The organism is Mordavella massiliensis (assembly GCF_016901695.1).
Taxonomy (GTDB): domain Bacteria; phylum Bacillota; class Clostridia; order Lachnospirales; family Lachnospiraceae; genus Claveliimonas; species Claveliimonas massiliensis_A.
In genome coordinates, this window is record NZ_JACJKS010000009.1 from 37,252 (window position 1) to 53,663 (window position 16,412).

Here is a 16,412-nt window from a genome sequence, read left to right on the forward strand (position 1 = left end):
CGGATCTAATCCAGGTAGATCGGCGGTTCATAGTCCTCTCCAAGGAGCGCTTTCTTTCTCTCCTGGTAGCCCAAAAAGGCCCATTCCGTCATATCTGTCCACTGATGGCTGCTGCGGTCATACACCTGCACATAGCCGATGCGGTTCGGATGCATGCGCACGGTATTGCTCTCATACTCGTGTCCTGTATAAGGATTGATGTCTCCCCTCTCCAGGTCTTCCTCCTCATCGCCTGCCGCGTCCACTGCCTCTGTATCCGGCTCTTCCGGAATCTCCGGGTCCATCTCCGCTTCCGGAACTTCTTCCTTATCTGCCGTTGTTTCGGCCGGCTCCTCCGGGATCATCTCATCTCCGGCCGGCTCCTCCTGTTTTCTTGGTCTGCGCTGGAAGAAATCCCTCCAGCTTCCGCGCGCTTTCCTGGCAGGCTGCGCTTCCGGCTCCGCCGGTGCCTCTGCGGCAGCCTCCGGTTCAAATACTTCCTCCGGCTCAGGCGCCGCGGCAGAAAGCTCATCCAGATGCTCGCTCATCTTTGCCAGCTCGCCGATCGTGATATCTCTCTCCGCCGACCTGCGCCGCTTTTTCTCTTTTTTCTTTTCCAGGCGCTGCAACTCAGCCTCCGTAACCCCGCCCGTTTCTTCTCCGGCGTGTTCCGGCTGCCTTGCATCTCCCAGTATGCTCAACTGAAAAGAACAGCCCAGGATATCGGCGATCATGCGCATATCCTGCTCCTGGAAGTTATCCCTCCCGAGCCGCTGCGTCAGATTCTGCCTGGACATCTTCTTTCCTGTCTTCTCTTCAATCATCTCTGCGAGTTCTTTGATCGTCATGCCTTTCCGGCTTAAGATAATTTTGACCTGCTCTGCGAATGTAAGATCTAACATGATACTCCTCCTTATTCAATTAAATATACTCACCCCACACAGGTTTTTGTAAACTTATCAGTTTCTTCATAAACCTATGCTTTTCCCTTTTCCTATTTTAGCAAAACATCCCCCATACGTCAATGCAGGTTTTACTCCAGCCGTACCACCCGGATCTCTCCAAATTGCCCATCCGTACTGCACACTGCGATCCTGGCAGGTATGCCCGGGACGCAGTATTCCTGGTAGTAATACTCTTCCGGGTAAGCGACCGGCTTCCGAAGCAGCACCGGGCGGTCCTCCCCGTCAAAGCCGATCTCAAAACTCCTGGTATCCAGGCCCATCCCTCTGCGCACTGCCTTCATGAAACTCTCTTTGAGCACCCACAGCCGGTAAAATTCTTCTGCCTGCTCCTCCCTGGTCCGCCGGCTCAGGATCCGGGCCGTCTCCCCCGGCAGAAAAAAGCGCTCCGCCACCTGCAGGCGCAGCGCCCTGACCGTCTCCACATCACATCCTACCCGCACATCCGCCTCCGCAGACAGGCTACAGAGAGCGTAAGGGCCGGAATGGGACAGATTAAAGACCGTTCCCGCATCCAAACCGCAATGCACCCGCATTTTCTCCCAAAGAGTCCATGCTCCCACGCTTTGCGCCCTGTCTTCCGGGAAACGCAGCCGGTCCGCTTTCTCCCTGCGGAAGTCCGGAAGTTCCTTATAATATTTCTCATAGACCGCCTCATCGCACAGCGCTGAGACGTCCGCTATCCATGTATGGACCATGCAATCGTTCCTTTCTATCCGATCCGGCAGACTTCATTCCATTTTTTTACTATATCTTCCTCTATCTTGAGGATCTCCCGGTCATATGTGTAAAGCCCGTTGACTTCCTCCTCCACATCGGAGAGCTGCGTGTAGACCGTCACAGACAGTCCCTCCGGGATATGGGAGGCCACTTCCTCCAGCAAACCGTCATATCCTCTGCTTAATTCCTCCCTGTTCCTGTACAGCCGGTATCCATATACCTTCGCATACATACTGTGCTCCCGGCAGTGCCAGCAGTATCCCCCGAATTCCGTCAACGCCTGGATCCGCTTTTCCTGCCAGAACCGGAATTTGAAAAAATAATTATGTATGCTCCGGAAGTCTCCGCCGCCCTGGTCAAACCAGCCGCTGGCCTGGTCGACCAGCCGGTACGGATCTTCCTCCCGGGCAGCGGCTGTCAGCTCTTTCGCATCAAACTGCCCCCACCCCTCATTGAACAGCACCCATGTGACGATGGAGGGATGGTTGCCAAGCCGTCGGATCGTTTCCAGCATCTCCGCGGCAAACTGCTCTCTTCCTTTTTTATCCTTCCGCCCCAGCAGGCCGTATGTCCGGTCAGTCATACGGATATTCAGCTTCTCCAGGGCAGTCGCCAGGTACGTCACATACCATCTCTTGTAGGGCCTTCCGCCGCAGACCATATCCTGCCACACCAGCATGCCAAGCCGGTCGCAGTGGTAGTACCAGCGCTCCGGCTCGATCTTGATATGCTTCCGGATCATATTAAATCCAAGCCGCTTCATTTCCCGAATGTCAAAGAGGAGCGCCTCGTCACAGGGAGCCGTATAGAGTCCGTCCGGCCAGTACCCCTGATCCAGGACGCCCTTTTGGAAATAAGGCTTATTATTTAAGAACGGGCGGGGCACTCCATCCTGATCTGCGCCTGCCGATATTTTCCGCATGGCAAAATAACTCTCCACGCAGTCCCTGTCCAGTGTCACCCGCAGTGAGTATAAAAAGGGATCTTCCGGCGTCCATGCATGCATCCGGCAGACCGGGATCCGGAAAGGTTCATTTGTCTGCACCTCCACCGTCCGCGGCTGCATCTCCCCGGACCAGACAGTGACCGCCGCCTTTTGCGCCGCGCCGGAGCACACCGTGATCTCCACCTCTTCCTCATCAAAAACAGGCGTGATCCTCAGTTCTTCCACATGCGCATCCGGCACTTCCTCCATCCAGACTGTCTGCCAGATACCGCTTTGCGCCGTATAAAACATACCGCTACGGGCAAGCTTCTGCTTCCCTCTGCTGTAGTAGGAGCGATCCGTAAAATCGCAGACGCCCACAACCAGTTCGTTTCCCCCCTCCTTCAGAAATTCTGTCACGTCTGCAGAAAAAGGCAGGTAGCCTCCCAGATGTTTTGCCGCCAGCCTCCTGTTCACATACACCGCGGCAAACTGATCCACTGCGCCAAAATGCAGCAGCCAGCGCATCCCGCTCTTTCTCTTCACTTCTTCCGGCAGATCCCTTCTGTACCAGAGGACCTGCCGCGGGTGCAGATGTCGCTCCACACCTGACAGCGGCGCCTCCGGTGAAAAAGGAACAAGGATCTGTCCTGCAAAAGACTGCGGCCTTTTCCCTCTTCCCGTGATCTCATAATCCCAGTATCCGTTCAGATTGACATAGCTCTCCCTCCTCATAGAGGGTCTCGGATATTCACACAGGACCTGGTCCGGGTTCTGAGGGACCTGGTCGCTCCAGCGCGTCTTTAGCTTTTTCACTCTTTTTCCCCTCTTTCACTCTCCAGTTCTGCGAGCCGGGCTTTCAACTGCGCGAGTTCTTTCTGATAGGACAGAGCCGCTTCTTTCATTTCTTCCGCCATCTTCTTTTTCTCTTCCTCTGCTCTTACCTTCTCTTCTTCTGCCCTGACCTTCTCTTCTTCTGCCCTGACCTTCTCTTCCTCTGCCCTGACCTTCTCTTCCTCTGCCTTAGCTACTTCTTTTTTCACATCCGCTGTCTCTTCTCTCATCCTGGTCAGCTCTCTGAATACTTCTTCCTTCTCCTGCTTCAGAGCATCCAGTTCCTCCTGCATCTCATCCATCATGTACTGTACCGTATTCCTGTCAAGTTCCCATAACTCCATAGAAAACATCTCCATAACTTTTTCTACATTCCGGCAAATCTCATAAATCTCCCTGTACAGCTTCCCGAATTCCGGATATCGCTCCAGCAGCTTCCCTATATCCTCCGGATCGTCAGTAGCAAGGAAAAACAGCCATGCCTCCAACCTGTTTCTGATATCTCTATTTTGAATGGCTTTTTTAAATATGTCAAGCGCTACAAAGACATATTCCTGCAGCAGATCCATCTGAAGCCCGGTGTCAGATACATGAGAAAAATGATGGACATAGTTGTCCGGAAAGTCAGAAAACTGCCTGGGGCTCTTCTCATACAATACGATCGTATATACTTTTTTTATGTCTTTGTAGCTGAATGCCTTCCCCTTTTCTCCCCGGACTCTTTTATACTGACGGAGCAGAAGATCCGCCGAATAGCAGGCGCTCCGCTGTCCGGGAAACATGTAGCCCAGCTTCTGCACCTCCACATTCGCAATACTGTGGTCCTCCAGCTCCACGATAATATCCATGATCACCAGAGAATTCTCATCAGCCAGCCTGGAGGAATCATTGGGTAGGGTGCGGAGTATCTTCACATTCTGTCCCAGAAGAAGCGTCAGGAATTCCTCCAGACGCTCCGGTGCAGTCTCCGGGCTCATGATCTCTTTAAAAAAAGAATCATAAAGAATCTTGACGCCCCGGTTCCCGGAGCAGAAGTCCAGAAACTCCTCCTTTTGTTCCCCCGTCCATCCCCGATACCTTTCCAGAAGCGCTTCTCTTGAAGAAATTTCTTCCAGCACTTCTGCCCTCGTGCGTATCATAGGAAAATACTGCTTCAGTTTGTTTGCCATACAAACTCCTCCTTTTGTCATTTTTCAGTTGTACAACATTCACGGTCCTTTGCTCCGATCTGAAGCGTCCGAAAATGAGACAGCCGGACGGCTGTTAAGACATAACCCGGTCCGGGGAAAAGATAACAGTGCACAGACGCGCACTGTTAAAAGTATTTATAAAATAACATAATTCTTTCGAAATAACAACCTCTATTTCAGGACTCTCCTGAGCACTTCCTCAAGATCCAGCGTCAGGGTTCCATCTTCCAACTGAAAGCACGGAATTCCGATGTTTCCTTTTTCCTTCACCTCATCGAACAAAGCCTCTGTGTCCCGGAGCTTCAGAAAACGTTTCAGATTCGCAGTGCTGTTTGTCCAGTCCAGATAGAGACAACGGACATTCTTTTCCCTGAGCACCTCCTGCGCATGCACGCAGTCCGGACATGCATTTGTTCCGTACATGATCACTTTCATTTCCAATCCACCTCCCCGCTGCACTGACTATAGCATGGCGCAAAAAAAAGTGCAACCTCTAAGCCATGCCGATCGCCTCGCCTCTTCCGCGCCGAGACGATCCCGGGCATTCGCCCTATGAAATCGCATAAAAAAGGGCAGGGCAGCATCTTTCCGTGCAAGCACAGTCGATGTTGCCCTGCCCTTTTTTCTCCGCTTTCGCATGGCTCATTGCCATCAGATATTCCAGTGTTTGTCGCGGGAGGTGCGCAGGCGGTTCATAGCCCGGGCCAGGGATGCCTGGGACAGGTAGTACTCCTGGATGCTCTGCTTCTGGCGCAGACGCTCCTGCGCCCTCTGCCTGGCCTCCTCCGCACGCTTGACGTCGATTTCTTCCGGCCGCTCTGCGGAATTGACAAGGACAGAGACGCGGTTGTTGATGATCTCCGCAAATCCCGGAGATACCGCCGCCGTGATCCACTCTCCCTCCGGCGTCTTGACATGCAGTTCGCCGGCCGCCACGGCCACCACCATGTTCTCATGGTGCGCCAGCACACTGAACAGCCCGTCCTCCATGGGAAGGACCAGGTTCTGGCATTTTCCCTCATAGAAGACCTTGTCGCTGCATATGACTTTCAAATAAAATGTATTCATCTGCTTCACTCCTCCTGCCGGATGGCCGCGCTAGGCCTGCGCCTGCATGGCTTTCGCCTTCTCGATGACCTCATCGATGGTTCCGACATTGAAGAACGCGTTTTCAGGATACTCATCCATCTCTCCGTCTATGATCGCCTTAAAACCGCGGATCGTCTCCTTCAGCGGCACATACTTGCCTGGCGTGCCGGTAAATGTCTCGGCCACAGAGAACGGCTGGGACAGGAACCGCTGGATCTTTCTGGCGCGGCTGACCGTCAGTTTGTCTGCCTCCGACAGCTCCTCCATACCCAGGATCGCGATAATATCCTGCAGTTCCTTGTACTTCTGGAGGATCTCCTGCACCGTCCGGGCCACCCGGTAGTGCTCCTCGCCGACTACGTCGGCCTCCAGGATACGGGAGGTGGATTCCAGCGGGTCCACCGCCGGGTAAATGCCCTGCTCCACGATCTTTCTGGAGAGGACCGTCGTCGCATCCAGGTGGGAGAACGTGGTGGCCGGGGCCGGGTCTGTCAGGTCGTCTGCCGGCACGTACACGGCCTGCACGGAAGTGACAGAGCCGTTCTTTGTGGAGGCGATCCGCTCCTGCAGCGCTCCCATCTCATTGGCCAGCGTGGGCTGGTAGCCCACGGCCGAGGGCATACGCCCCAGAAGGGCGGACACCTCAGAGCCAGCCTGCACGAAACGGAAAATATTGTCAATAAAGAGCAGTACGTTCTGATGCTCCTCGTCCCTGAAATACTCCGCCATAGTAAGGCCTGTCTCTGCCACCCGCATACGGGCTCCGGGGGGTTCGTTCATCTGCCCGAACACCAGGGCCGTCTTATTTAATACGCCGGACTCGCTCATCTCTGTCCAGAGATCGTTTCCCTCTCTGGAACGCTCGCCCACGCCGGTGAAGATCGAGTAGCCGCCGTGCTCTGTAGCGATGTTGTGGATCAGCTCCTGGATGAGCACGGTCTTGCCCACGCCGGCGCCGCCGAAAAGACCGATCTTTCCGCCCTTGGCATAGGGGGTCAGAAGATCGATGACCTTGATCCCCGTCTCCAGGATCTCCACCGCAGGGCTCTGATCCTCAAAGCTGGGCGCTTCCCTGTGGATGACCCAGTGCTCGGTGTCCGCCGGGATCTTCTCCTTGTCGTCAATGGTATCGCCCAGCACATTGAAAAGCCTTCCAAGAGTCTGCTCGCCGACCGGCACTTTGATGCCCGCGCCGGTGGCCGTCACTTCCATGCCTCTGCTGAGGCCGTCGCTGGAGGCGAGCATGATGCAGCGCACGATGTTGTTCCCCACATGCTGCGCAGCCTCCATGACGCAGCGCTTTCCGCCGTTGTCCACTTCCAGCGCGTCCTTGATGAACGGAAGATCTTCCCTGCGGTCAAATTCCACATCTACAACAGGTCCCATGACCTGTACAATCCTTCCTTTTGTCATAGTGCTATATCTCACTTCCTTTTCTGTGCGTTGGCGCCGCCGATCACTTCCGTCAGCTCCTGGGTGATATCGGCCTGCCGTGCACGGTTATAGGTTATATTTAACTCATTCAGCATATCCGTCGCGCTGTCTGTCGCGTTCTGCATGGCCTGCATACGGGAGTTCTGCTCGCTGCAGTAGGACTCCACGAGGCAGCCGTAGATGATGCCGATCAGGTAGTTCGGCACAATGCTGTCCATAACCTTGTGGGCGGACGGGTACAGCATCACCGCCTCCCGGTACACCCCGGCCATGGCCGCCATCTTGTCCGGCGCAAAGTCGATCCTGTGCAGAGGCAGAAGTTTGATCTGCTGCGTCTCCGCCTGCAGGGCATTGAGCATGCGGGTGTAAATGATATAGATATCATCCAGCTGTCCCGTCTCAAACATCTCCACCATCTTCACGGCGATCACCCTGGCGCGGTACAGGTTCGGCTCCTGCACGGTGTAGCGGAACTCCGAGTCCAGCTCGCTCTCCCGCCTGGAGAAATACTGCCTTCCCACCTCGCCCAGCACGAACATCTTATGCTGGCCCGGCTCTTCGAGCAGCTGCTCCGCCATCTTCAGTACATTGTGGTTGTACGCGCCCGCAAGGCCCTTGTCCGCCGTGATGACGATGCAGCCCACCTTGCGGTCCTGCGCGGGGATCTTCTCCCTGCCGTCAAAGAAATGGCTGTGCATATCCGGCACATGGCGCAGGATCCTGGCGATCTCCGCCTGCATGGCAAAGAAAAAGGGCTCCGTCTCCGCCAGCTTCTTCCTGGCCTGCTTCATCTTGGATGAAGAGATCAGGTACATGGCATTGGTGATCTTCTTCGTCTCCTGGATGCTTGCCATCCTCTCTTTCAATTCTCTTGCATTCGCCATAACAACACCCGCTTACCTTTTCTCCCTGAATTCCTTCGCAGCCTGCAGGATCTGCTCCGTCAGCGCGTCGTCCAGGACCTTCTTCTCCTCGATGGCGCTGCAGATCTGCGGATGCTCCCTCTCAAAGAATGCCAGCATGTCGAGCTGGAACGCCTTGATCTGATCCGTGTCCACCTCCTGCAGGATGCGGTGCGTAGCTGCCACCAGCGTGATCACCTGCTCGTGCAGGCTCAGCGGGTTGCCGAGAGGCTGCTTTAAAAGCTCCGTCAGGCAGCTGCCGTATTTCAGCTGCGTCTTCGTGGTCTCATCCAGATCCGAGCTGAACTGGGTAAAGGACTCCAGCTCCCGGGCCTGGGCCAGGTCGATACGCACGCTTCCCGACGCCTTCTTCATCGCCTTTGTCTGGGCCGCGCCGCCCACACGGGACACGGAAAGTCCCACGTTGACCGCCGGCCGCATGCCCGCGTTAAACAGGTCGCTCTCCAGGAAGATCTGTCCGTCCGTGATGGAAATGACATTGGTGGGGATGTAGGCTGACACATCACCGGCCTGCGTCTCAATGATGGGCAGGGCTGTGATGGATCCGCCTCCGGCCGCCTCACTCAGGCGGCTGCTCCGCTCCAGAAGCCTGGAATGAAGATAGAACACATCGCCCGGATACGCCTCACGTCCCGGCGAGCGCCCCAGCAGAAGCGAGATGGCCCGGTATGCCACCGCGTGCTTGGACAGGTCGTCATAGACGATGAGCACGTCTTTTCCTTTATACATGAAATACTCGGCCAGCGCCGTGGCTGAGTAGGGCACGATGTACTGCAGCGGCGCGCACTCGCTTGCCGTGGAACAGAAGATCGTCGTGTAATCCATGGCCCCGTGGGTGCGCAGCGTGTTCACAAGCTGGGCCACCGTGGAAGCCTTCTGCCCGATGGCCACATAGATGCAGATCACATCTTTTCCCTTCTGGTTGATGATCGTATCCGTGGCAATGGACGTCTTTCCTGTCTGCCTGTCGCCGATGATCAGCTCCCGCTGCCCACGCCCGATGGGGAACATGGAGTCAATGGCCAGGATGCCCGTCTCCAGCGGCACGCTTACAGACTTCCTGTCCACGATGCCCGGCGCCTCCTGCTCGACCGGCCGGTATTCCTCTGCCTGGATCTCGCCTTTCCCGTCGATAGGGGAGCCCAGGGCGTCCACAACCCGGCCGATGTAGCCTTCGCCGACAGAGATGCCGGCCCGGCGGCCCGTGCGCGCCACCTTCGTACCCTCCCTGACGTCGGAGTCATCGCCGAAGAGGATGCAGCTGATCTCATTTGCCTTGATATCCTGCACCATCCCCTTCAGGCCGGTCTCCAGCGTGACGATCTCGCCGTACATGGCGTGGTCGATCCCATAGATGGTCGCGATCCCGTCGCCGACAGAGACGACATAGCCGACCTCCTGATCCCTGGTGACCATATCATAGTTTGCTATTTCTTCTTTTATTATAGAGATAATCTCATCTGAGTTGATCGAACTCAAGTTTTTCACCTCCGGGTCAATTTTTGTTCTAACCGTTTCAGCCGTCCCTGCATGCTGTAATCATACTCCCGGCCGTTCACAAGGAGCCGGAAGCCGCCGATCAGGTCCGGGCGCTCCTCCATCTCCCAGATCACGCCCGCCGCGTGCAGCTCCCTGCAGATAAACCGCTCCATGCCCGCCTTCTGCTCCTGCGTTGGCGGGACCACATAGGCGAGATGGGCGGTCACAATGCCTGCCATCTGATCCCTGTACTGATGATAGGCCCGGAAGATCTCCGGGATGGCATCCGCTTTCCCGCAGTCGGTCACGACCTTGAAAAAATTTCTGATCCTGACATCAAAAATCCGGTCGATCACCGTATGTTTTTCTTCCTTTGTCACAACGGGATTGTGCAAAACCCGGACCACCTCCGGGGTCTCCTCCACGATCCGCTCCGCCCGGTCCGTCTCCTCCCGGGACAGTCCAAGATCAAAGAGCACCTTCGCATAGCGGATGGACGACATGGAACACCAGGCATCTCTATTTGTCTTCATGGAGATCACCTGCTTCTTTCAGAAATTGGTCATAAACCGCCTGGCTTTCCCTGGCCGTGCAGCTGTCCGCCATGACCTTCCTGGCCGCGTCGACAGCAAGGGAGGCGACTTCCGCCTTCATCTGCCGCAGGGCCTGCTCGCGCTCCACGTCGATGGTCTCACGGGCAGACCGCATCATCTGGTCCGCCTCGGTCCCGGCCTGTTCAAGGATCCGGTCGTACTCCTTCTTCGCGTCCGCCTTCGCCTGCTCGATCATGCGCCTTGACTCATCCTTCGCGCCGGTCAGCGCGTCCTCATACCGGCTTTTGAGCTCCATGGCCTGCGCCTGCTGGTCGCTGGCGTTCTGAAGCCCGTCCGCGATCATGGCCCTGCGTTTTTCCATGATATTCATGAGCGGGCCTATGAGAAACTTGCGCAGCAGCAGATAAAGAATGACCAGGTTTATCATTTCCAGGACAAAATTAAAGTCTAAACTCAGCACTTTCCAGTACCTGCCTTTCCTGTAATCCTACTTTGCCGTATCCTGCCGCTGTTCCTAGCCAAGAAGTAAGATCACAAGCAGACCGATAATGAAACCGTAGATAGCCGTCGCCTCCGCCAGGGCGCATCCGAGGATCAGCGTCTTGCTGATCTTGCTCTCCGCCTCCGGCTGTCTCGCGATAGCCTCCGCTGCCTTTCCTGTGGCAACACCGATGCCGATACCTGCTCCAATACCTGTAAATACAGCGATAGCTGCTCCAAATGCAATGATTGTTCCTGTCATGATTTTAATCTCCTTTTCTTTCCTTCATTTCAAGTTTTGTTATTCCATCTCTTCATTCATGAAAAGCGCAGTCAGAAACACAAAGACATACGCCTGCAAAAGCCCGTCGAATATATCAAAATAGAAACTCAACGGGATGGGTACGATCAGTGGAACGACCAGTTTCACAAGTTCCATGACCACAAATCCTCCCAGCATGTTGCCGAAAAGCCGCATACAGAGCGACAGCGGACGGATGAAGATCTCCATCACCATGATCGGCGCCACAAAGGGAACCGGTTTGGCAAAATGCGCCATCCAGTGTTTCAGGCCATTCCTGTGTATGCCCGAATACTCTATGAGGAGCATACTCATGATGGCCAGGGCCACCGTCACATTCAGATCCTTCGTCGGCGGTTTGAAGCCTGTCAGCCCGATGAGGTTGGAAACCGCAATGTAGAGGCTCACGCAGATCAGGTAGGGAACATAGCGCCTGTTTTCTTTTCCAATGATGCCTTCAAAGAAATCCTGCGCCCATCCGACTGCCGATTCCAGCGCAAGCTGGACTTTCCCGGGATTCTCCACTTTTAAGTTTCTCACAAAGATGACAGACAGTAACGTCAGGGCCGCCATGATGATCCACGTCACGACAATGGATTCGTTCACGGCGATGCCGCCGAAGACAGGGATCTCAAAGACCGGTGTACAGTTCAGTTCTTCCAAGAGATTTGCTGTTAATTCCTCCGTACTATCCCCTTCCTTCTCTATATTTTTCCTGAGAATATTACTGCTAACAAATGGGTTTGTCAACAAAATTTACCGTGCTTCCAGGCGGCGGATCTCCCGCTGTTTTTTATCTATTTTTTCTGCTTTTCCCGACTCCCCTGACAGTAAAATTATCCGTTTTTTGCATTTTATCAGACCGGCCTTGCATGTACGGATTTTTCAAGATGAATTTTTACTGATTTATCACTTTTGAATACTTTCATTTTTGTAAAACCTGTATAGTTTTTCGCGTTTTTGTCAATTTTAAAATATACAATACCGCCATGCCGGGCCTGAAATCCCGCACCGATTTCCCCGTTTTCTACAAAGGTACCCAACTTTAATAAAATATACACAGTTTGGACACATTTCCCCTTTATAATAAAACCCGGATAGTTGAAAAACACATCAACTATCTCCCCCCTCATAAAGTAGACGCATCGGAGGGTCCTCCCCTTCGATGCAAGAGAAGTCCTTTTTCATCACCGGATGTATCAAATATGAAAGAAAGCCCGCCGGCATCTGCCGGCGGGTTTTTGTTTCTGCCCTCTTTAGGATTACTTAACAGACCCTTAAGAAATTTTCGATTTCTTTAAGTTTTCCTCCATACTTTGGACATATTTCCCATTTATAATAAGACTCAGATAGTTGAAGAACACTTCAGCTATCACCCCCCTCATTAAGTAAGGCGCCGGCAGGGCGCCGCACTTTACTCTCATTCCTTTAGATAACTATAACAACCGCGAGAAACCGTCCGTAATGGACGGTTTTTCGTGTTATGGTTGCAGCATCTCTTTTCTTTGTTATATGATAGACAAAGATAGTTTTGCATGTGAGGGGGAACATCCATGAATCAGAAGAAAGAAAAATTCGCTTCCGACACATCCGGCCGCAGCGCCGCGGACTGGGCCAGGGCGCTCCTCGTCCTTCTGGCCGGACTGACCATCGCGCATCTTGGCGTCACACTGTTCCTTCTGTCGGAGCTTGGAACCGATACCTTCACCGTCTTCATCCAGGGACTGTCCCGCCTGGCAGGGCTCACGGTAGGGACCGTCCACGTCATCGTGCTGTGCATCCTCATGCTCCTTATGCTCCTGACAACAAAGGGCTACGTCAAACCCGGCACCGTCGTGTGCGCGTTCTGCGGCGGCCCCATCATCGATCTGTTCACCTGGCTTCTGGGCGGCTGGATCAACGTCCAGTCGGGCATGGCTGTGCGCATCGCCAGCATGCTCCTCGGCTGCGTGATCCTCTCCTGCGGCATGTCCGCCGTCATCAACAGCAACGCCGGCACCGGTCCAAACGACCTGGTGGCTGTGATCCTGTCCGACAAGATCGAGGCCGTCCAGTTCCGGTGGGTGCGGGTCGGCTGCGACCTGTTCTTCGTCGTCCTCGGCTTTCTCCTGGGCGGCACCGTAGGGGCCGGTACGGTCGTGGCCGTGTTCCTCACCGGCCCACTCGTACAGTTCTGGCTCCCGCGCACCAAAATACCCGTGCAGGCCATTCTGCACGAGGATTAGACAATGTTTTCCGGTTAAGTTTCACCTTGTTGATGAGCCGGCCTTTCCTGTGCTACTATTTTATCAACAAATAAACGCAGGAGACTTCTACTATGGACCGACTTGAGGAAAACGACCGGAAATATCTGGACATGATAGCGCGCAGCCCGCAGGAGGGACTGGCGCTTCTGATGGACCAGTACACAGGACTGATATGGAAGATCGCATCCCGGTATCTCAGAAATCCCGAGGATGTAAAAGAGTGCGTAAACGAGACCTTTGCGCACTTTTATTTTCACCGCGATTCCTACGATCCGGCAAGGTCCTCTCTTCCCGTCTATCTCTCTGCCATCGCCCGGAATCTGTCCATCTCCCGCTGCCGGAAAGAGCAGCGCCTTCAGACCCGGATCAGCGCCGGCACAGACCCGGACTGCATCGCCGCAGACCGCGGTCAGACCATCTCCCTTGCAGAACTGCGGGCGGATGTGGAGCAGGCGCTTCAGGAACTCCGTCCCGAAGAGGCGGCCCTCATCCGCATGAAATACTACGGCGGCATGACTATGAAGGAAATCGCCGCCTCCCTTGGCATCCCTTACGAGACAGCAAAAAAGCGGCAGCACCGGATCATCGGCAAACTGCGCCGCTCCCTCCTTCTTACGCTTCTCATCCTGGCCTTTCTGGCCCTGTCGGCGTGCACGTACTGCGTGCTGCGCCACTACGACATCGTGCCGGATCTCTGGCAGATCATCCTCGGTGAAAAAGAAGAAGAGCTTCCTGGGCCGGCGGACCCGGATCCGCTGATCATCCCCGGAAAAAGCAGTCCGGACCGATCGTCAGAAGCTAACGGCGCGCAGGAGGAATGGGATCCTAAGCAGGAGCCGGCTGCTGCCCTGCTCCCCGGCGACACGGATGCGCCGGTTCCGGCAGACACTGCAGAAACCGCTGCTTCCTCCCTGTTCTGGATAAACGGGTTCGGCTCTGTGTCTTCTTCCGGGCAGGCCGCCTACTCCCTGGCGGAAGAAGTCCCCTTTGAGACAGAGTATGTGACCGGCACGCTGCAGGAGGCAGTCTATGCGGACAACACGCTCAAGATCACGTTCCTGATCCGCCCGAAAGGTACGGATTTCTACGAAATGGCCGACAGGTATTTCCCGGATCTGTCCTACCTGGCCCTGCTGCCTGATTTTGACAGCATATACCAGGGACCGGAGCTTCTCACAGACACCATCAGCGCCACGCGGATCTGGCAGGCCCCCGACTACACCTGGAGCTGCCTTGTCTTTTCCGGCGCGGAGCTGTCTGCGGGCGACGGGCCTGTAAGGCTGCAGCTGTGCTCTTCGTTTGCGGAAGAGACGCAGGCGCAGATCCCGTGTGAACTGGACATTGCATTCACCATGACCCCGGAGCCGGTGCAGGCCGTGGACAGCAGCCTGTACGAGATCAACGAACATTACAGCATCCTCTCTGTCCCCCGGCACAGGGACGGAGACCTTCTCATCTCCATCCAGCCCCGCAGCGCAGAAGGCGTGCCTTCCATCATCCCCTCCGTGATCCGTGGCTCCTACGGATCAGAGGGAGACGGACAGATCACGCTCACAGGAGAGGACGGATCCGTCTATGCGGGCTCCCTGGTAAACTACAGTCCCGGGGATGCCACAAAAGACTACTATGACTGGGATTTCGGGAATGTACCTCCCGGGAATTACACCCTGCACATCCCCTATCTGTATCTGCAATACAACCTCCCGGAAGACTTCTGTCTTCCCATTGATCTTGCATCCTGCTCCTGGGAGGAGGCGGGCCAGCCCATTACAGGCGGCTCCATCTCCATAGAGAGCGTAACGCCCATTGAGACTGTCCCGGGACAGCTGATCCCCGGCACCTATATGTATGCATCCGAATGTACGGCGAAGCGGGCCTGGAAAGTCTGCCTGCGCTGCACTGCCGACGCCCCGGACATGGAGATCATCGATCTGTTCCCCGGCACAGCTGTAGATCCGGGACCGGATCCCGGCCACACCTGCACCGGAAGCAGGGGCTTCGGACAGATGTTCATAGAAGACGACCCGGATGTCATAGAATTTCTTCTGACTCTGGACACGCTCACCTGTGATCCGTCCTCCTTCCGGATCACAGCCGACCTGCAGCAGCCGGAAGCAGGGGACGACGTCAATTACCGCTGGAACAAAAGCCTGGATATCCCCGTCACAATTCCAGCGCTTTAAAATGCATGAACCGCATCCGCGGTTCTCCCCTCCCTGCAAAAAACGCATCCAGCTCCCGGCACGTCTCCTGCAGCCACGCTCCGGACTCCTGCGGCTTTCCCGGATCATACACCCAGGCATACCCTTCCAGGAGACGGATGAGCAGACGGTCCAGCCTCTCCCCGCCGGCCATGGTATGCTCCTCACACAGAGGAAGATAGCCGAGAAAGGCAAGCTGCGCGTCTATCTTCTCCCGCGCAAGTTCCGGCGCGTTTAAGATAAGCAGGTGCCGCAGCATCGTTTTCCTCGGTATCTCCCCCTGCAGATGCATCTGCCGCCGCAGCTCCGAGTCATACCGGGTGCTGGTGATATGTTTGCCAAGCGACTTCATGATCCTCTCTTTCGGAACCTTCACATAGCGGAAGGCATCTGTAAAGTAGACGTGCCGGAAATAGGCATGTCTCTCTTCCGGCCGGATCTTAAGGGCAGACAGCTCCGCCTCTGTTTTCCTGTCCATGTATTCTCCCGCCAGCTGGCTAAGGAGCGCACGCTGGTCCCTGCACTCCGGGCTGTCCCAATCCGCCGGTGAATCATACGCCACATCCCGCCTGTCATAATACCCCTGCAGGAGATACCGTCTGTCTGTTGCAGAAAGTTCCAGCGCCTCTCCAAGCCGCCTGCACTGCTCCCTGTTCACAGGCGTGTATCTGCCTGTCCTCCAGTAACGGATCTTCAGATATGCCGCAGGCGTATCAGCCTCACGCCCGTACATCCGCTCATACAGGAACCGGTCTGTCTGCGTCCTGCTCTTCAGTGCATACTTCTCCTGCATATACGCGAACTTCTCCCGGAGCCACTTCACCTCCGGCCGCTCCTGCCCCGCCTCATCTATACAATCCTGCGCCGTCTTCATGATCTGTTCCCGGATCCGCTGCGCCCTGTCAGATTTTATCTTCATACTGTCGCTCTCATCCCTTTCGCCATACGATATTTTGAAGAAATCCTCCATATATGTATTCGCCCAAAAAGCGCAAAAAGGGACAAAAATGTTAATTTTTACCGTGTTGATGGCTCTGTTTTTGAAATGATATAGTTTTACTGTATACGAGATTCCAACCGGATAAATTAAGAAAC

At 55.1% G+C, this 16,412-nt stretch carries 17 protein-coding genes; 2 read left to right on the plus strand and 15 right to left on the minus strand.

Features of this window, described 5'->3' with window-relative positions:
• Positions 1 to 5: 5 nt before the first annotated feature.
• The 14 genes from H6A20_RS07845 to H6A20_RS07910 form a co-directional block, all read right to left on the minus strand.
• Entirely contained in the window at positions 6 to 881 is an 876-nt protein-coding gene (locus tag H6A20_RS07845; RefSeq protein ID WP_204906586.1) for a hypothetical protein, read from the minus strand.
• 131 nt (positions 882 to 1,012) lie between these two features.
• Positions 1,013 to 1,639, minus strand: a complete 627-nt coding sequence (locus H6A20_RS07850; RefSeq protein ID WP_204906587.1) for a 4'-phosphopantetheinyl transferase family protein — start codon at positions 1,637 to 1,639, stop codon at positions 1,013 to 1,015.
• A 14-nt stretch (positions 1,640 to 1,653) separates the two neighbouring features.
• Positions 1,654 to 3,402, minus strand: coding sequence for a sugar-binding domain-containing protein (locus tag H6A20_RS07855; protein WP_204906588.1), 1,749 nt, complete (start codon positions 3,400 to 3,402; stop codon positions 1,654 to 1,656).
• Positions 3,399 to 4,589 (minus strand): PD-(D/E)XK nuclease family transposase, encoded by a 1,191-nt coding sequence (locus H6A20_RS07860; RefSeq protein WP_204906589.1) that lies wholly within the window; start codon positions 4,587 to 4,589, stop codon positions 3,399 to 3,401. The genes H6A20_RS07855 and H6A20_RS07860 overlap by 4 nt, the downstream gene beginning before the upstream one ends.
• A gap of 192 nt (positions 4,590 to 4,781) precedes the next feature.
• Positions 4,782 to 5,045, minus strand: a complete 264-nt coding sequence (locus H6A20_RS07865; RefSeq protein WP_204906590.1) for a hypothetical protein — start codon at positions 5,043 to 5,045, stop codon at positions 4,782 to 4,784.
• A 216-nt stretch (positions 5,046 to 5,261) separates the two neighbouring features.
• Positions 5,262 to 5,678: an ATP synthase F1 subunit epsilon gene (atpC, locus tag H6A20_RS07870; RefSeq protein WP_204906591.1), complete on the minus strand. Its 417-nt coding sequence runs from the start codon at positions 5,676 to 5,678 to the stop codon at positions 5,262 to 5,264.
• 30 nt (positions 5,679 to 5,708) lie between these two features.
• Positions 5,709 to 7,112: a F0F1 ATP synthase subunit beta gene (gene atpD, locus H6A20_RS07875; RefSeq protein ID WP_204906592.1), complete on the minus strand. Its 1,404-nt coding sequence runs from the start codon at positions 7,110 to 7,112 to the stop codon at positions 5,709 to 5,711.
• A gap of 11 nt (positions 7,113 to 7,123) precedes the next feature.
• Positions 7,124 to 8,017 (minus strand): ATP synthase F1 subunit gamma, encoded by an 894-nt coding sequence (atpG, locus tag H6A20_RS07880; protein ID WP_204906593.1) that lies wholly within the window; start codon positions 8,015 to 8,017, stop codon positions 7,124 to 7,126.
• 12 nt (positions 8,018 to 8,029) lie between these two features.
• Entirely contained in the window at positions 8,030 to 9,544 is a 1,515-nt protein-coding gene (atpA, locus tag H6A20_RS07885) for a F0F1 ATP synthase subunit alpha (RefSeq protein WP_338106639.1), read from the minus strand.
• Positions 9,541 to 10,068 carry an ATP synthase F1 subunit delta gene (gene atpH, locus H6A20_RS07890; RefSeq protein WP_204906595.1) on the minus strand — a complete coding sequence of 176 codons (528 nt, stop codon included), beginning with the start codon at positions 10,066 to 10,068 and terminating at the stop codon, positions 9,541 to 9,543. Before atpH ends, atpA begins: the two co-directional genes overlap by 4 nt.
• Positions 10,055 to 10,516, minus strand: coding sequence for a F0F1 ATP synthase subunit B (gene atpF / locus H6A20_RS07895; protein WP_207750390.1), 462 nt, complete (start codon positions 10,514 to 10,516; stop codon positions 10,055 to 10,057). The genes atpH and atpF overlap by 14 nt, the downstream gene beginning before the upstream one ends.
• An 87-nt stretch (positions 10,517 to 10,603) precedes the next feature.
• Positions 10,604 to 10,831, minus strand: coding sequence for an ATP synthase F0 subunit C (gene atpE / locus H6A20_RS07900; protein ID WP_204906597.1), 228 nt, complete (start codon positions 10,829 to 10,831; stop codon positions 10,604 to 10,606).
• A gap of 39 nt (positions 10,832 to 10,870) precedes the next feature.
• Positions 10,871 to 11,533, minus strand: coding sequence for a F0F1 ATP synthase subunit A (locus H6A20_RS07905; protein WP_204906598.1), 663 nt, complete (start codon positions 11,531 to 11,533; stop codon positions 10,871 to 10,873).
• Between the two features lie 194 nt (positions 11,534 to 11,727).
• The gene (locus tag H6A20_RS07910; protein WP_204906599.1) at positions 11,728 to 12,003 is read right to left on the minus strand and encodes a hypothetical protein; all 276 of its coding nucleotides are present in this window, start codon (positions 12,001 to 12,003) and stop codon (positions 11,728 to 11,730) included.
• A 420-nt stretch (positions 12,004 to 12,423) separates the two neighbouring features.
• Between H6A20_RS07910 and H6A20_RS07915 the strand changes: the two genes are divergently transcribed.
• Together H6A20_RS07915 and H6A20_RS07920 are read left to right on the plus strand one after the other, a co-directional pair.
• The gene (locus H6A20_RS07915; protein ID WP_204906600.1) at positions 12,424 to 13,095 is read left to right on the plus strand and encodes a YczE/YyaS/YitT family protein; all 672 of its coding nucleotides are present in this window, start codon (positions 12,424 to 12,426) and stop codon (positions 13,093 to 13,095) included.
• A 92-nt stretch (positions 13,096 to 13,187) separates the two neighbouring features.
• Positions 13,188 to 15,299, plus strand: coding sequence for an RNA polymerase sigma factor (locus H6A20_RS07920; RefSeq protein ID WP_204906601.1), 2,112 nt, complete (start codon positions 13,188 to 13,190; stop codon positions 15,297 to 15,299).
• Here H6A20_RS07920 and H6A20_RS07925 read toward each other — a convergent pair.
• Positions 15,280 to 16,236 carry a hypothetical protein gene (locus tag H6A20_RS07925; RefSeq protein ID WP_204906602.1) on the minus strand — a complete coding sequence of 319 codons (957 nt, stop codon included), beginning with the start codon at positions 16,234 to 16,236 and terminating at the stop codon, positions 15,280 to 15,282. The two genes, H6A20_RS07920 and H6A20_RS07925, sit on opposite strands and share 20 nt — an antisense overlap.
• Between the last annotated feature and the right edge of the window lie 176 nt (positions 16,237 to 16,412).

Bases quoted from the DNA above. Each gene is read 5' to 3' on its own strand.
- H6A20_RS07845 (WP_204906586.1), bottom strand. From the start codon at position 881: ATGTTAGATCTTACATTCGCAGAGCAGGTCAAAATTATCTTAAGCCGG.
- H6A20_RS07850 (WP_204906587.1), bottom strand. From the start codon at position 1,639: ATGGTCCATACATGGATAGCGGACGTCTCAGCGCTGTGCGATGAGGCG.
- H6A20_RS07860 (WP_204906589.1), bottom strand. From the start codon at position 4,589: ATGGCAAACAAACTGAAGCAGTATTTTCCTATGATACGCACGAGGGCA.
- H6A20_RS07865 (WP_204906590.1), bottom strand. From the start codon at position 5,045: ATGAAAGTGATCATGTACGGAACAAATGCATGTCCGGACTGCGTGCAT.
- atpC (WP_204906591.1), bottom strand. From the start codon at position 5,678: ATGAATACATTTTATTTGAAAGTCATATGCAGCGACAAGGTCTTCTAT.
- atpD (WP_204906592.1), bottom strand. From the start codon at position 7,112: ATGACAAAAGGAAGGATTGTACAGGTCATGGGACCTGTTGTAGATGTG.
- atpG (WP_204906593.1), bottom strand. From the start codon at position 8,017: ATGGCGAATGCAAGAGAATTGAAAGAGAGGATGGCAAGCATCCAGGAG.
- atpH (WP_204906595.1), bottom strand. From the start codon at position 10,068: ATGAAGACAAATAGAGATGCCTGGTGTTCCATGTCGTCCATCCGCTAT.
- atpF (WP_207750390.1), bottom strand. From the start codon at position 10,516: ATGATAAACCTGGTCATTCTTTATCTGCTGCTGCGCAAGTTTCTCATA.
- atpE (WP_204906597.1), bottom strand. From the start codon at position 10,831: ATGACAGGAACAATCATTGCATTTGGAGCAGCTATCGCTGTATTTACA.
- H6A20_RS07910 (WP_204906599.1), bottom strand. From the start codon at position 12,003: ATGAGGGGGGAGATAGTTGATGTGTTTTTCAACTATCCGGGTTTTATT.
- H6A20_RS07915 (WP_204906600.1), top strand. From the start codon at position 12,424: ATGAATCAGAAGAAAGAAAAATTCGCTTCCGACACATCCGGCCGCAGC.
- H6A20_RS07920 (WP_204906601.1), top strand. From the start codon at position 13,188: ATGGACCGACTTGAGGAAAACGACCGGAAATATCTGGACATGATAGCG.
- H6A20_RS07925 (WP_204906602.1), bottom strand. From the start codon at position 16,236: ATGAAGATAAAATCTGACAGGGCGCAGCGGATCCGGGAACAGATCATG.